The organism is Pararhodobacter aggregans (assembly GCF_003075525.1).
GTDB classification, from domain to species: domain Bacteria; phylum Pseudomonadota; class Alphaproteobacteria; order Rhodobacterales; family Rhodobacteraceae; genus Pararhodobacter; species Pararhodobacter aggregans.
Map to the genome: position 1 here is coordinate 99140 of NZ_QDDR01000011.1, position 15446 is coordinate 114585.

Here is a 15446-nt window from a genome sequence, read left to right on the forward strand (position 1 = left end):
TCTCCTCCCAAAAAAGCGTTCAGTTGACGGAAAACCCGGCCAGTCGCGGCAGGGCGAGGCTCAGTTCGGGCCAATAGCCCAGCGCCAGCAGCAGCAGGATCTGCACAGCGATGAAGGGCAGCGCGGCGTAGGCGAGGCGCCAGTAATTGAGGTCGGTCAGCGCGGCGACCACGACCAGGCATTTGCCCAAGGGCGGCGTGATAAGCCCGACGCAGAGGTTGAAGCACAGCACGATCCCCAGATGCACCGGGTCGATCCCCTGGGCCACGGCCTGCGGCACGAAGAGCGGGATCAGCAGGGTCATGGCCACCGGCGTGTCCATGAACATCCCGGCCACCAGGAAGATGGCGATCAGGAAGAACAGGTAGCGGTTGCCGGTCAGGCCGATGGACTCGACCCAATCGGCCAGCGCCTCGGACCAGCCCATCTGCCCGGCGAGGAAACCCAGCACCGAGATGGCGGCGAGGATGATGAAGATCGTGCCGGTCATGCGGGCGGTGGTTTCCAGCGCCTCGACCAGCATCTTGCGTGAAAGGCCGTTGTAGAAATGCCCGGCGATCAGGGCGAAGAGGACGGCGATGGCCGAGCCCTCGGTCGGCGTGGCGAGGCCCAGCACCAGCGAGCCCAGGATCACCACCGGCAGCAGCAGCGCCGGGGCGGCGCGTTTCAGGCTGGGCCAGAAGCGCGGCAGGTCGGGCGAGGCGCCGCCCGGGTGCTTGCCGATCCGCGCCAGAACCGAATTCAGGACCAGCAGCGCCAGTGCCAGCAGGATCCCGGGCACGATCCCCGCGGTGAAGAGCGCCGCGACCGAGGCGCCGGTCAGCCCGCCGTAGAGGATCATGATGATCGAGGGCGGGATGATCGGGCCGATCATCGACGAGGCGGCGGTGATGGCGCCCGCGTAATAGGGGTTATAGCCGCGCTCGACCATCTCGGGGACGAAGGTGCGCGACAGCGCCGCGCTGTCGGCGATGGCCGAGCCCGAGATACCGGCGAAGAACACCGAGGTCAGGATGTTGACATGCCCCAGCCCGCCGCGGAACCGGCCGACCATCGACAGCGCGAAGTCGATCAGGCTGCGGGTGACGCCCGCGCGGGTCATGATCTCGGCCGTGAGGATGAAGAGCGGCATCGCCATGAAGGCGAAGACATCGAGCTGGGCGAAGATCCGTTGCGGCAGGATCGACAGGAATTGCGCCTTGCCGACCATCAGGAACGAGACGACCGAGACCGCGCCCATCAGATAGGCAAAGGCGGTCCCGCTTATCAGGAGGAGGACAAAGACGAAGGGGGTCAGCCACATATCCGCATTCTCTCAGACGGCGGTGGAGATCGGCGGGGTGAACCGCACGGCATGGAGGGGCGGATGCGTCACGATGGAGCGCAGATCGACCCGGCTTTGGGCGAGGCGCGCCTCGTCGGGGCGCGGGCGCGCGGTCTCGGGCGCGCGGGCGAGCGCGGCCTCAAGGGTGCGGGCGACGCCCAGCAGCGCCCCGTCGCCCCGCACCGGCCCCAGCACCTGCAGGCCGAAGGGCAGGCCCTGTCCGTCGCGGCCCGAGGGCAGGACGATGGACGGGCCGCCGGTCAGCGAGCCGCGATAGGTCAGCGCCAGCCAGCGGTAATAGATGTCCATCTCCTGCCCGTCGATGCGTTCGGCATGGCCCTGCGTCCAGGGAAAGGCCGAGACCGGCGCGGTGGGCAGCAGGATGGCGTCCAGTCCCGCGATCCGGGCGTTGAAGGCGCGCAGGATGCGGGTCTGTTCGGCATGGGCCCAGGCGCGGTCTGCCAGCGAGAAGGTGAGGCCCAGTTCCACGTTGCGGTGGATGAAGGGACCGAAATCCTCGGGCGCCTCGCGGATCGCCTGACCGAAACCGGCCAGGAAACTCTCGGCGCGCAGGATGTCGAAGGTGCGGTCCATCTGGCCGAGGTCCAGATCGACCGGGCGGCATTCGGCGACCTGCGGGGAAAGCGCGGCGATCCGGGCGCGGAAGGTGGCGCGGATGTCGGGATCGACGGGGGCGCCGCCGAAATCCTCGCTGAAACCCAGCCGCAATTCATGCAGCGGCTTCGCGACCAGCCGGTCGAAACGCGCGGGGTCGGAGGGCACGGACAGCGGGTCATCCGGGTCGCCGCCATGGCAGGCGCGCAGCATCAGGATCAGGTCGTCCATGGTCCGCGCCATCGGTCCCAGCACCGAGATCCCCGACCAGCCCAGCGGCCGGGTCGGATGGGCGATCACATCGACCGAGGGGCGGAAGCCGACGATGCCGCAGAGCGCCGCGGGCAGGCGCAGCGAACCGCCGGTGTCGGAACCGGTGCACAGCGGCACGAGATCCGCCGCCAGCGCCGCGGCCGAGCCGCCGGACGAGCCGCCCGCCGTCAGCCGCGGGTCGAAGGGATTGCCGGTCGCGCCCCAGACCGGGTTGCGGGTGTTGCCGCCCGCGCCCAGCTCGGGGACATTGGTCTTGGCCAGCACGATGGCCCCCGCGGCCCTGAGCCGGGCCACCATCGGCAGGTCACGGGTCGGCACATGGCCGCGCGCCCGGGGGCTGCCGTGGGTGGTCAGCAGATTGGCGGTGTCCTGCAGGTCCTTGACGCCGATGGGCAGACCGTCGAGCAGACCCATCGGCCTGCCATCCCGCCAGCGCCGGGTCGATTGCGCCGCCTGCGCCACGGCGCTTTCGCTGTCGAAGGCGGTCAGCGCGTTGATCCGGGGATTGAACGCCGAGATACGCGCCAGGCAGGCCTCGAGAAAGGCGCTGGGCGTCAGCGATTGATCCGCGAACCGGGCGACAATCTCGGTCGCCGGCCATGATGACGGGCCACTGGCCATCGTTCCCCGCTTTGCAGACCGGGTGGTCTGCGCCTCCTCCAAACCTGAGGTTTTGATAGGCGGGATCGGCGGGCAGGAATAATGAAACTTCCTGCCGAAACCTTAACCAAAGGGAATGGTCTTGCCCCGGGCGACCTGCAGCAGGCAGCGGCGGAACAGGTCGACGCTGCCATTGGTCTCGACCGCTTCGGGTTTCCAGAAGCAGCGGGCCTGCGACAGAAGACCCGCGGTATCCAGCGGCAGGATCACCAGATCGCCGCGCGCGGCATGGGCGTTGGCCTGGCTGCGCGGAAAGAGGCCCAGCACCGGCATCTGGCGCAGCACCTCCAGATTGAGCGACAGCGAGGAGGAGGCGACGACATTGGTCGGCGGGACCAACCCGTGGCCGGCGAACATCGCATCGACCGCCCGGCGCGCCACGGAATTGGCCTGCGGCAGGATCCAGGGGCAGGTCGCCGCCTGTGCCCAGGTGACACGCTCCTGATGCGCAAGGGCATGGTCGCGGCCGGTGACGACGACGATCGGTTCCTCGAAGAGCACGGCCTGCGCGACCTCGGCAATCTCGGTCGGGTGCCAGATCCGGGCGATCAGCAGGTCGATCTGGCCCGTCTCCAGCAGCGGATAGAGCGAGACGAAATGCCCCTCGGTGATCGAGACGCTGGACTGCGGGGCGCTGGATTTGAAAAGCGCGATGGCGCCGGGCAACAGGCTGGGCGCGACCGAGGACACCGCCCCCACCTGCACCGAGCCCGAGACGCCGCTGGCCATGGCCTCGATATCGAAGGCGGCGCGGTCGATCTGGGCGAGGACGGCGCGGGCATGATCGGCCAGACGCTCGCCGATCGGGGTCAGGAACAGGCGGTTGCGGTCGCGGGTGACGATGGGCTGGGCGACGATCTCTTCAAGTTCGGTGATCTGCTTCGAGATGGCGGGCTGGGTGACGTTCAGCGCCTGCGCCACCCGCGCCACCAGCTTCAGCTCCGCCAGACCGGCGATGACCCGCAGGTGGCGCAGGCTGAGCTGCCTTTTGAAACTGTCCTGTTGGATGGCGCCCTCCGCACCCCGTGCCGGGGTTCGCGGCCGATGAAAGCGAAAACCGGGGCCGGGCGCAATCGGGTAATCCCGGCCCCCTGCCCCGCTTTCAGGGCCGGGGCGTGTCGCGCGGCCGGACCTCGGCCAGAAGCGAATCGACGATCTGGCGGCGCAGGGCCTTCTGCCCCTCCTCCGAGAAGAAGCCTTCGCCGAAGAGCGCGGAAAAGGTCGGCCGGTTCGAGACGTTGAAGAAGCTCAGCGCGCTGATCTGCCAATGCAGCGCCACCGGGTCCAGCCCCTGGCGGAACAGGCCCTCGGCCTCGCCCCGGCGGCAGATGTCGCGCAGCTTCTCGATGGCCGAGACGTTCATGTTGCGGATCACCTCGGAGGCGGCGAGGGTCTCGGCGTTGTGGATGTTCTCGATCATCACCATGCGGATGAAATCGGGATTGCTGCGGTGGTGGTCGAAGGTGAAGGCGACGAGCCGCGCCAGCGCCTCGTCCGGCGGCAGCGTGCCGAGGTCCAGCTGATCCTCGCCCGCGCGGACCTTGGCATAGGCGGCTTCGAGCGCCCGCATGTAGAGGCCCATCTTGTCCCCGAAGTAATAGTAGATCATCCGCTTCGAGGTCTGGGTCCGCGCCGCGATCTCGTCGATGCGGGCACCCGACAGGCCGCTTTCGGAAAAAACCGCCACGGCGACGCGCAGGATGTCCTCCTGCACGGCCTCGGGGTTCTGTTTCCAGCGTCTCCTCGCCCCCTCGGCGGCCTCTGAAGTCACGGATTTCCCTCCTCTATCCCGACCCGGACGCGAGACTAGCACAGGGCGCAGGGCGCGGACAGGCGGCAAATTAACCGGCTGGTATATTCGCTTGCAAAATTGTACCAGTTGTTACATTAAGGGGGAAAGCAGCTGGGAGGAGACCCGCGTGCATCGTCAGCAAGACCCGGCCAGCACGACGGTCCGCGTGGGCCTGATCGGACGCGGCATCCAGAAATCGCGTACCCCCGGCATGCACGAGGCCGAGGGACAGGCGCAGGGGATGACCTATCGCTATGACCTCTTCGACACCGCCGCGGGCACGCCGGACGATCTGGCCGGGATCCTCGACCGGGCCGAGGCCGGGGGTTATGCGGGCCTGAACGTGACCTATCCCTACAAGCGCGCGGTGATGGCGTTGCTCGACACGCTCTCGCCCAATGCCGAGCGGGTCGGCGCGGTCAATACCGTGGTCTTCCGGAACGGGCGGCGGCAGGGGCACAACACCGATGCCTGGGGCTTCGCCGAAGGGTTCCGGCGCGGCCTGCCGGGGGCGGGGCTGGACAGGGTGCTGCTGCTGGGGGCGGGGGGCGCGGGCGGGGCGGTGGCGCATGCGCTGGTGGATCTGGGTGCGCGGCAGCTGTTGATCCGGGACACGGCGCGCCCCGCGGCCGAGGCGCTGGTGGCCTCGATCAACGCCCATGCCGGGGCCGAGACCGCCCGGGTCACCGAGGACGGGGTTGCCGAGGCGGACGGCATCGTCAACGCCACCCCCGTCGGCATGCTGGCCCTGCCCGGCACGCCGCTGGACCCCTCGGCGCTGAGCCCGCGCCACTGGGTCGCCGATATCGTCTATGTGCCGCTGGCGACCGCGCTTCTGACCGCGGCGGCGGCGCGTGGCTGCCGGGTGCTGAGCGGCGAGGGCATGGCGGTGTTCCAGGCGGTCCGGGCCTTCGAGCTGTTCACCGGCCGCCCCGCCGATCCCGAGCGGATGCGCGCCACCTTCCACCGGCTGGGCGCGGCCGGGGAGGTGCAGGCATGAGGACCGGCATCGCCACCGTCTCCATCTCGGGCACTCTGGAGGAAAAGATCGTCGCCATCGCCGCGGCGGGTTTCGACGGGATCGAGATCTTCGAGCAGGATTTCATCGCCGACACCCGCTCGCCGCGCGAGGTCGGGCGGCGGATCCGCGACGCCGGGCTGGAGCTGCTGCTGTTCCAGCCGTTCCGCGATTTCGAGGGGCTGCCGGGGGATCTGCGGCGCCGGGCCTTTGACCGGGCGGAGCGCAAGTTCGACCTGATGCAGGAGCTGGGGACCGATCTGGTGCTGGTCTGCTCCTCGGTCCATCCCGAGGCGCAGGGCGGCATCGACCGCTCGGCCGAGGATTTCGCCGAACTCGGCGTCCGGGCGGCCAAGCGCGGGCTGCGGGTCGGCTACGAGGCGCTGGCCTGGGGCCGCCATGTCAACGACCACCGCGACGCCTGGGAGATCGTGCGCCGCGCGGATCATCCGAATGTCGGGCTGATCCTGGACAGTTTCCACACGCTGGCCCGCGGCACCGATCCCGACACGATCCGCCGCATCCCCGGCGACCGGATCTTTTTCGTCCAGCTGGCCGATGCGCCGCGGATCGAGATGGATCTGCTCTATTGGTCGCGGCATTTCCGCGCGATGCCCGGCGAGGGCGATCTGGATGTGCAGGGGTTCATGCGGGCGGTGATGGCGACGGGCTATGCCGGGCCGATCAGCCTCGAGATCTTCAACGACCAGTTCCGCGGCGGCAAGACCAAGCAGCTGGCCCGCGACGGCCACCGCTCGCTGGTCGATCTGATGGACGCGGTACGGCGGGCCGAGCCGGGGCTGACGGTCGATCTGCCGCCGATGCCCGCGCCGACCCCGCCGCAGGACACGGCCTATGTCGAATTCGCCACCCGCGGCGCCGAGGCCGAGGCGCTGGCGGCGACGCTGTCGGGCCTCGGTTTCGTGCAGACCGGGCGGCATGTCGGCAAGGATCTGACGCTCTGGCAACAGGGCGGGATCCGGCTGGTGCTGAACCACGAACGGTCCGGCCACGCCGAGGCGATCTTCACCACGCATGGCACCAGTGTCTGCGATCTGGGGCTGAGCGTCGCCTCGGCCGCGGACACGCTGGACCGGGCCCGGGCGCTGGGGGCCGAGGTCTTTGCCCAGCCGCGCGGCCCGGCCGAGATGGAGATCCCGGGCATCCGGGGCCTCGGCGGGTCGGTGCTGCATTTCCTCGACGAGGGCAGCGGGCTGGACGGGGTCTGGGCGCGGGAATTCGGCGCCGGGTCCGAGCCGGTGCCCGGCGTCGGGCTGCGCCGCGTCGACCACATCGCCCAGACCATGAGCTATGACGAAATGCTGTCGTGGTCGCTGTTCTACACCTCGCTCTTTGCGATGAAGAAGGCGCCGATGGTCGATGTCATCGACCCCGACGGGCTGGTGCGCAGTCAGGCGGTGGCGGCGCCCGGCGGGGAGTTCCGCATCACGCTGAACGGGGCCGAGACGCATCGCACGCTGGCCGGCGCCTTTCTGGCCGAGAGTTTCGGCGCCATCGTCCAGCATCTGGCCTTCGCCACCGACGACATCCTCGCCACCGCCGAGGCGCTGGCGGCGCGCGGGTTCGAGCCCTTGCCGGTCTCGGCCAATTACTACGACGACCTCGCCGCCCGCTTCGACCTGCCGCAGACCGAGATCGCGCGGCTCAGGGCGCTGAACCTGTTCTACGACGCGGACGGGCGCGGCGGGGAGTTCCTGCAGCTCTATTCGCGGCCCTTCGCGCATGGGCTCTTCTTCGAGATCGTCGAGCGGCGCGGTGGTTACGACGGCTATGGCGCGGCCAATGCGCCGGTCCGCATCGCCGCGCAGAAGCGGCTGGGGCGGCCCAAGGGGATGCCGTCTACCTGAAGCGGCGACATGAAGGGATGGATAATCTCTGAGATTATTGATATTGACCTATAGATCATAGAATGCGGAACTGAGAACGACCGAATCTGAACCGACGTCAAAGGGAGGAAACCATGACGCCCATTACCCGCCGCGCGGCCCTTGCCACCGGGCTTGCCCTCACCACGGCCCTGACGGCCGCGCCGCTCTTCGCCCAGAACCGGCCGGTGCTGCGCCTGTCGTCGGTGGTGTCGAACAACGACATCCGGGCCGAGGCCTTCGCCGCGATCTCGGAAGCGGTCGCGGCCGAGTTCGACCTGCAGGTGTTCAACGGCGCCACGCTGGTGTCGCAGGGGACCGAACTGATCGCCCTGCAGCGCGGCAACCTGGAAATCGGGCTGGTGGCGCCGCAGACCATCGCCGAACAGGTGCCGGAATGGTCGATCGTCACCTCGGCCTATCTGTTCAACGACGTCGACCACCTGCAGCGGACATTCGACAGCGAAGTCGGCGAGCAGCTGCTGGCGCTGACCGAGGGGATCGGCATCCATGTGCTGGCGCCGGTCTATTTCGGCACCCGTCAGGTCAACCTGAAGCCCGAGATCGAGGTGCAGACCCCCGCCGATCTGAACGGGCTGACCCTGCGCATGCCCGGCGGCGACGCCTGGCAGTTCCTGGGCTCGGCCATTGGTGCCAACCCGACGCCGCTGGCCTATGCCGAGGTCTATACCGCGCTGCAGACCGGGGCCATCGACGGCCAGGACAACCCCCTGCCCAACGATTACAACATGCGGTTCTACGAGGTCACCTCGCAGATCGTCATGACCGGGCATCTGATCGGCTTCGACGTGCTGGCCATCGCCAATGACACCTGGAACGGCATGACACCCGAACAGCAGCAGCTGCTGCAATCGGCCGTCGACACCGCCATCGCCGAAAGCACCGAGCGTCACCTGGCGCGCGAGGCCGAGCTGGTGCAGTTCTTCCAGGACCAGGGGCTGCGGGTCTATGAGCCCGACCGCGCGGCGTTCCGCGACTATGCCCAGGCGCGCTATCTGGAAAGCGAGTTTGCCGCCAGCTGGCCCGAGGGCATGCTGGAAGCGATCAACGCCCTGGCCGAGTAACACCGCCCGCGGCAGGCGGGGCGGCGGGCGGCAGCGCCTGCCCGCCGCCCCGCCTTCATCGGAGATGCCCGAATGCCCCCCCCTGCCCGCAGCTGGACCCGACTTGCCGCGACCCTGGCCGATACCGTGCCCGGGATCCTGCTGGCGATCATGTTCCTGTGCTTCATCCTTCAGGTCTTCATGCGCTACGTCATGGGCAGCCCGGTCGGCTGGACCGTCGAGGTCTGCGTCATCGCCTGGCTTTGGGTGATCCTCTGGGGCCAGTCGGTCTCGGCCCGGGAAGAGGACGAGATCCGCTTCGACATCGTCTATGGCGCGGTCTCGCCGCGGGTGCGGCGGGTCTTCCGGGTGATCTTTGCCACGGCGCTGGTGGCGATCTATGCCATCGCCATCCCGGCCAACTGGGATTTCGTGACCTTCATGAAGATCCAGGACACCGCCTATTTCGACATTCCCTTCAGCTGGGTCTTCTCGATCCTGATGGTGTTCCTGGTGGTCTCGATCCTGCGCTACGCCTGGATCGGCTGGAGCGCGCTGACCGGGCGCGGGGTGCCGTCGGGCGAGGCCGGCCCCCATGAGGCGACACGCAAGGATTTCACCGAATGAGCTGGCAGTTCGACCTTATCGTGGCGGTGATCGTGCTCACCGCCGTCCTCGGCCTGCCCATCGGCCATGCCATGCTGGGCTCGTCGATCCTGTATCTGCTGCTGATGGGCCGCGACATGTCCATCGCCACCGAGCAGATGCTGAACGGGCTCTATGGCTCGTACGTGCTGCTGGCGATCCCGCTCTTCATCTTCGCCGCCGACCTGATGAATGTGGGATCCCTGTCCGACCGTCTGCTTGATTTCTGCAAGGCGCTGGTCGGGCGGTTCCGGGGCGGGCTGGGCCATGTCAACGTCGTCTCGTCGCTGATCTTTTCCGGCATGTCGGGCTCGGCCATCGCCGATGCGGTGGGCATGGGGCGGATCATCATCAACCTGATGACGCGGGACGGAAAATACCCCGGCGCCTATGCCGGGGCGATCACCGCCGCCTCGGCCATTATCGGGCCGATCATCCCCCCCTCGATCCCGATGGTGCTGTTCGCGCTCGTCTCGGATACCTCGATCGGCTACCTGTTCCTGGGCGGCGTGATGCCGGGGCTGATCCTGGGCGTCCTGCTGATGATGGTGAACGCCTGGCAGGCGCGGGTCCACAATTACCCGGTCGAGGAACCCGTGCCGCTGCGCGAGATGCCGCGCGTCACGCTGCGCGCCCTGCCCGCCCTACTGATGCCGGTGATCCTGCTGGTCGGCATCTATGGCGGCATCACCACGCCCACCGAGGCCGCCGCGCTGGCCGCGCTCTATGCCTTCGTCGTCTCGACGGTGTTCTACCGCTCGGTCAGCCTGCGGCAGGCCTTCGACACCGTGCGCCAGAGCGCGCGCTCGACCGCCAGCGTCGGCTTCCTGATCGCCGGGGCGCTGGCCTTCAACTATGTCGTCACGGTCGAGCAGGTCCCCAATGTGATCCGCGACTCGCTGGGCGACACCCAGCTCACCTGGTTCTCGTTCCTGCTGATGGTCAACGTGATCCTGCTTCTGTTGGGCTGCGTGCTCGAGGCCAATGCGATCCTGCTGGTCATCGTGCCGATCTTCCTGCCGACCGCCATCTCGCTGGGCGTGGACCCGGTGCATTTCGGCGTCATCGTCGTGGTCAACACGATGATCGGCCTCGCCACCCCACCCTATGGGCTTTTGCTGTTCGTCGTCTCGTCGATCACCAAGGCCCCGACCGGCGCCACCATCCGCCACCTGCTGCCGTTCCTGGCGGTCATGGTGCTGGGATTGGCGATCATCACCTTCGTTCCCGACCTCATCCTCTGGCTGCCTCGGCTTTACGGCTACAGCGGCTGATCCCCCGGAGACCTGAATGTCCGACCTGAAAACCATCCTCGTCATCAACGGCCCCAATCTGGACATGCTGGGCACCCGCCAGCCCGAGGTCTATGGCCACGACACGCTCGCCGATGTCGAGGCGCTCTGCCGCCAGACGGCCGAGGCGCAGGGCATCGCCGTCGATTTCCGCCAGAGCGACAGCGAGGCCGAGATCATGGGCTGGATCAAGCGCGCGCGGGGCACCGCGGCGGGCATCCTCATCAACCCGGCCGGCTTCACCTCGACCTCGATCGCCATTCTGGACGCGCTGCTGATCTACGATGGCCCGATCATCGAGGTGCATATCTCGCCGCTGTTCCGGCGCGACGAATTCCGGCACCTGTCTTACGTGTCGAAGGCCGCGACCGCCAAGATCGAGGGGTTCGGCATCCAGGGCTATGCCTTTGCCCTGACCCGGCTGGCCCAGCTGTCGCGCGCCGCCTAGGAGGGGATCATCCCCGTCGCCAGCACGTAATCCATGCCCGCCTGCACGTGATCGACCAGAAGCGCGCAGGCGGCATCGGCGTCGCGCGCCAGCACCAGATCGCGCAATTCGCGGTGCTGCTGCGCCACGCCTTCGCCGCGGAAATCCAGCACCAGCATGTGATAGCGCGCGTAGCGGTCGAAGACCGAGGCATGGGTCTGCATCAGCGCCTCTTGCCGGCAGGCGGCGATGGTGGCGTGGTGAAAGCCCCAGTCGTGGCGCACCCAACGCTCGACCGAGGCGCGGTTGCCAGCCATCAATTCGGCCTCGATCACCGACAGCGTGTAATGCGCGGCGACGACCGCGCCCTGCCATTCAAGGTCGCCCTCGGCAATCGAGCGTCTGAGCGCGGTGGTTTCCAGCAGGATGCGCAGATCGGCCAGTTCGCGCAGATCGGCCCGGCTGATCGCGGCGACGCGAAAGCCGCGCTGGCCTTCGGCGGTGACCAGCCCCTCGGCCGCCAGACGGCTCAGGATCTCGCGCAGGGTCGAGACGCTGGCACCATAATCGCCGCGCAGCAGATCCGGCTTCAGCTTGGCAAGCGGTTTGAGCCGCCCGTTGACGATATCCGCCCTGAGCCGACGATAGGCCAGATCGCCGATGGTCTCGCCTTCGCGGGCAACGGTTTCGAATCTGAGAAATTCCATAGGTTCGACTTTATATCCGACAAACCCGGCGAAGAAGCCGAAACTCGGCGGGAAAGTCAATCGGGCTTCGGTCGGGTCACAGATGCGGATGCACACCGCCCGAGACGGCCAGAACCTCGCCCGTGACGAAAGCCGCCTCGTCGCGCAGGAAAAAGGCGACGGCGGCGGCGGTTTCCTCGGGCTCGGCCAGCCGCGGGATGAAGCTGCCCGCGACCAGGCGCGCGACTTCGGCCGGGGGCATGTTGCGCGTAACCGAGGTGTTGGTCAGGCCGGGCGCCACGCAATTGACCGTGACATGGGGCGCGAATTCGGCGGCGAGCGTGCGGGTGAGCGAGGCGACGGCGGCCTTGGCGGCGGCGTAATCGGCCTGCCCCCTTTCGCCACCGAAAACGATGGAGGCGGTGTTGACCACCCGGCCGAAGCCCCGGTCGATCATCCCCGGCACCAGCGCCTGCATCAGGTGGAAACCGCCCATCAGGTTCAGATCGAAGGTCTGCCGCCAGCGGCTCTCGTCCATGGTCAGGAAGGGCTGGTAGAGGTCGGGCGAGCGCAGGCCGCCGACCAGATTGACCAGCAGGTCCACCCGGCCGAAGGCCGCGAGCGCCGCGCCCGCGACCGACCGCGCCTCGGGCGCGAGGGTCACGTCGGCGCGCTCGGCCGCCACCACGGGCGCATCGGGGAGGGCGCGCAACAGGGTGACGGTCTCGTCCAGGCGGCGGGCGGAGATGTCGGTCAGCATCAGCCCCGCCACCCCCTCGGCCGCGAGCCTCAGCGCCACGGCCCGGCCCATCGGCCCGCCCGCGCCCGAGATCAGGGCGATCCGGCCCCGGCTCACAGCCCCATCTCGTCGCGCAGAAGCTGCCTCAGCGCGAATTTCTGCACCTTGCCCGAGGCGGTCGCGGGCAGCGCCTCGCGCAGTTCCAGCCGTTCGGGCCAGTATTGCGTGGCGAAATTATGCGCTTTCAGATGCGCCTGCATCGCCTCGAAGCTCAGCGTCTGGCCGGGTTTCGGCACAACGAAGGCGCAGGCGCGCTCGCCCAGACGGTCGTCAGGATAGCCGACGATGGCGACGCTCTGGACCGCGGGATGCTTGAAGAGCGCGGCCTCGACCTCGACCACCGGGATATTCTCGGCACCCCGGATGATGATGTCCTTCGAGCGCCCGCAGATGCGGATATAGCCCGCCGCGTCCATCCGGGCGATGTCGCCGGTATCGAACCAGCCGTCCGCATCGACGTTGTTCCATTGCGGCCGCTTCAGGTAGCCGCCGAAATTCGAACATCCCCGAACGAATAGCCCGCCCTCGATCCCCGGGCCGCTGACCGGCCGCCCCTCGCGGTCGCGGATCTGCAACTCGATCCCCGGCAGCGGCACGCCATCGGTTTCCGCCGCGCGCTGGGCTGGATCCTCTGGCAGGACGGTCGTCACCGCGCCATTCTCGGTCATGCCCCAGGCCGAGATGACCCGCGCCCCCAGCACCCGCTGCGCGCGCTCGACCACCGGGCCCGGGATCACAGTCCCGGCGCAGAGGAAGATCCTGAGCGAGGCCGGATCGGTGCCCAGATCCTCGACCGCGCCCGAGAGGTCGATCAGGAACGGGGTGGAGGCCATGGTCCAGGTCACGCCGTCGCCCTCGATGATGCGGGCCGCCAGCGCCTTGTCCCAGCTGTCCATCAGCACGAAGCGCGCTTTCAGCATCAGGGGCAGCAGCAGGCCGTACATGAACCCGGTCTGGTGGGCCATGGGCGAGAACATGAGGATCACGTCCTCGCCGCCCATGTGCAGCCGCTCGGCGAAGGGCGCGAGATTGGCATACATCGTATTGGCGGTATGCATCACGCCCTTGGGCTCGCCCGTGGTGCCCGAGGTATAGATCAGCTGGCAGACGTCATCGGGGCCCAGCCGGGTGTCGCGGGTGATGGTCGCGCGCTGGCTGTCGAAGGCGGGGTTCGAAAGGAGCGCGTCGAAGCTATTCGCGCCCGCGCCCCCCGCGACAACGATCTGGCGCAGGGCGGGGAGACCCGGTTTCAGCCCCTCCGCCATCGCCTCGTGATCGAAGCCGCGGAAGGTCTTGGGGACGAGGAACACCTTGCTTTCGCCATGCTTCAGCATGAAGCCAAGTTCGTGTTCGCGGAAGATCGGCATGACCGGGTTGAAGACGGCACCGATCCGCGAGCAGCCGAGGTAGCTCGCGACGAATTCCCAGCCGTTCGGCAATTGGCAGGTCACCACATCGCCCCGCCCGACGCCCAGCGCCCGCAGGCCCAGCGCCGCGCGGTCGGCCAGCAGGTCCAGCTCTGCCCAGCTCAGATCCCGCCGGGCGCCCGTCGCGGCATGGATCGCCGACAGGGCAAGCGCGTCGGGATGCGCGGCGAGGCAGGCGTCGAAGTAATCGTCGGCGGTCTTGTCCAGCCAGAGGCCGGCGGCGATCATCGCGGCCCGGCGGGGCTCGATGAGAACGGCGTCGAATTCCATGGTTTTCCTCCCGAAAACGAGGGGTTGTCCCCTGATTGATCCGGGCGCCCTCCCCGACGCCCGGGCTCGGCGGGCCTCAGCCCGCGACGGCCTGACGGCCTGCCCGTTCCCGGGCGATGATGTTCTTCATGATGTGGGCGGTGCCGTCGCCGATCTGCAGGCCCAGCACATCCCGCAACCGCTGCTGGAAAGGCAGCGTGTCGGAATAGCCGGCATGGCCGTGGATCAGCAGGCAGGCATGGATCGCCTCATAGGCCAGAAGCGGCGGCCACCATTTGGTCATCGCCGCCTCGGCGGTGTGCGGCAGGCCCTGATCCTTGAGCCACAGCGCGTTGTAGGACATGAGCCGCGCGGCCTCGACCCGTGTATCGAAATCGGCCAGCTGATGCGTCACGCCCTGATAGGCTGCCAGCGGCTTGCCGAAGGCCTGACGCTCGCGGATATAGGCCCAGGTTTCATCGAGACTGGCGCGGGCGGTGCCCAAGCATTGCAACCCGATCAGGCTGCGCGAGAAGTCGAACCCCTGCATGACCTGGGCAAAGCCCTTGCCCTCGTCACCCAGCAGATGGTCGGCCGGAACCTTGACGTTATCGAACCAGATCGAGCCATGGCCGATGGAATTCTGACCCATGTTCGAGAATTTCGAGGTGGTGATGCCCGGCAGATCCAGCGGGATCAGGATCGCCGAGACGCCATGCGCGCGATCCTCGGCCCTTCCGGTGCGGGCGAAGGTGATGACGCCCCTTGCCAGCTGGTTGGCGGAAATCGAGGTCTTTTCGCCGTTGATGATATAGTGATCGCCGACCCGCTCCATCTTCAGGCCCAGATTGGCGGCGTCCGAGCCGCCCTTGGGTTCGGTCAGCGCGATGGCCAGCATGTGCTCGCCCGCGATGAGCCCGGGCAGCCAGGCCTCGGCCACGTGCTTTTGCGCGAAGCTGGCGAGGATATGCCCGTTCAGCGAGGCCAGAAGCGAGACATAGCCGAAGGTGAAATCGGCCTTGCCCAATTCCTCGATGATGGCGCCGGAATAGAGATAGGGCGCCCCCATCCCGCCATAGGCCTCGGACAGTTCCGGCGCGATAAGGCCCAGTTCGCCCATCTCGCGCAAGAGCGCGCTGTCGAAACGCCCCTCGCGTTCGCGGGCCAGATAGCCGGGCGCCACGCGGTCCTGCGCGAATTTGCGGGCAAGATCGCGGATCTGGTCCAGTTCCTCGGTATCGAAAATCGTTCTCATGCGGTCCTCCCAGAACCGGGGGGCGCGGCGGGCG

General features: G+C 68.0%; 14 protein-coding genes. 6 read left to right on the top strand and 8 right to left on the bottom strand.

Annotated elements, in window-relative coordinates:
• Window positions 1-19 precede the first annotated feature (19 nt).
• The 4 genes from DDE23_RS19005 to DDE23_RS19020 form a co-directional block, all read right to left on the bottom strand.
• Window positions 20-1303, bottom strand: coding sequence for a TRAP transporter large permease (locus DDE23_RS19005; RefSeq protein ID WP_107754609.1), 1284 nt, complete (start codon window positions 1301-1303; stop codon window positions 20-22).
• A gap of 12 nt (window positions 1304-1315) precedes the next feature.
• Window positions 1316-2833, bottom strand: a complete 1518-nt coding sequence (locus DDE23_RS19010; protein ID WP_107754610.1) for an amidase — start codon at window positions 2831-2833, stop codon at window positions 1316-1318.
• Window positions 2834-2935: 102 nt separating this feature from the next.
• Window positions 2936-3880, bottom strand: coding sequence for a LysR substrate-binding domain-containing protein (locus DDE23_RS19015; protein ID WP_211316898.1), 945 nt, complete (start codon window positions 3878-3880; stop codon window positions 2936-2938).
• A gap of 94 nt (window positions 3881-3974) precedes the next feature.
• A complete protein-coding gene (locus DDE23_RS19020; RefSeq protein ID WP_107754612.1) occupies window positions 3975-4643 on the bottom strand; it encodes a TetR/AcrR family transcriptional regulator in 669 nt (222 codons plus the stop codon).
• A 148-nt stretch (window positions 4644-4791) separates the two neighbouring features.
• Between DDE23_RS19020 and DDE23_RS19025 the strand changes: the two genes are divergently transcribed.
• From DDE23_RS19025 to DDE23_RS19050, 6 genes are all read left to right on the top strand, one after another.
• Window positions 4792-5664 carry a shikimate dehydrogenase gene (locus tag DDE23_RS19025; RefSeq protein WP_238150057.1) on the top strand — a complete coding sequence of 291 codons (873 nt, stop codon included), beginning with the start codon at window positions 4792-4794 and terminating at the stop codon, window positions 5662-5664.
• Window positions 5661-7550: a bifunctional sugar phosphate isomerase/epimerase/4-hydroxyphenylpyruvate dioxygenase family protein gene (locus tag DDE23_RS19030; protein WP_107754613.1), complete on the top strand. Its 1890-nt coding sequence runs from the start codon at window positions 5661-5663 to the stop codon at window positions 7548-7550. The genes DDE23_RS19025 and DDE23_RS19030 overlap by 4 nt, the downstream gene beginning before the upstream one ends.
• Before the next feature lie 113 nt (window positions 7551-7663).
• Window positions 7664-8653, top strand: coding sequence for a TRAP transporter substrate-binding protein DctP (dctP, locus tag DDE23_RS19035; protein ID WP_107754614.1), 990 nt, complete (start codon window positions 7664-7666; stop codon window positions 8651-8653).
• Window positions 8654-8725: 72 nt separating this feature from the next.
• Window positions 8726-9259 carry a TRAP transporter small permease gene (locus DDE23_RS19040; protein ID WP_107754615.1) on the top strand — a complete coding sequence of 178 codons (534 nt, stop codon included), beginning with the start codon at window positions 8726-8728 and terminating at the stop codon, window positions 9257-9259.
• Window positions 9256-10551 (top strand): TRAP transporter large permease, encoded by a 1296-nt coding sequence (locus DDE23_RS19045; protein WP_107754616.1) that lies wholly within the window; start codon window positions 9256-9258, stop codon window positions 10549-10551. Before DDE23_RS19040 ends, DDE23_RS19045 begins: the two co-directional genes overlap by 4 nt.
• A gap of 16 nt (window positions 10552-10567) precedes the next feature.
• Window positions 10568-11017, top strand: coding sequence for a type II 3-dehydroquinate dehydratase (locus DDE23_RS19050; RefSeq protein WP_107754617.1), 450 nt, complete (start codon window positions 10568-10570; stop codon window positions 11015-11017).
• Here the strand turns inward: DDE23_RS19050 and DDE23_RS19055 are convergent.
• From DDE23_RS19055 to DDE23_RS19070, 4 genes are all read right to left on the bottom strand, one after another.
• Window positions 11014-11703, bottom strand: coding sequence for a GntR family transcriptional regulator (locus tag DDE23_RS19055; protein ID WP_107754618.1), 690 nt, complete (start codon window positions 11701-11703; stop codon window positions 11014-11016). The genes DDE23_RS19050 and DDE23_RS19055 overlap by 4 nt on opposite strands.
• Window positions 11704-11779: 76 nt before the next feature.
• Window positions 11780-12538, bottom strand: coding sequence for an SDR family NAD(P)-dependent oxidoreductase (locus DDE23_RS19060; RefSeq protein WP_107754619.1), 759 nt, complete (start codon window positions 12536-12538; stop codon window positions 11780-11782).
• Window positions 12535-14178 carry a cyclohexanecarboxylate-CoA ligase gene (gene aliA / locus DDE23_RS19065; protein ID WP_107754620.1) on the bottom strand — a complete coding sequence of 548 codons (1644 nt, stop codon included), beginning with the start codon at window positions 14176-14178 and terminating at the stop codon, window positions 12535-12537. Before aliA ends, DDE23_RS19060 begins: the two co-directional genes overlap by 4 nt.
• Before the next feature lie 76 nt (window positions 14179-14254).
• Window positions 14255-15412 (bottom strand): acyl-CoA dehydrogenase family protein, encoded by a 1158-nt coding sequence (locus tag DDE23_RS19070; RefSeq protein ID WP_107754621.1) that lies wholly within the window; start codon window positions 15410-15412, stop codon window positions 14255-14257.
• Between the last annotated feature and the right edge of the window lie 34 nt (window positions 15413-15446).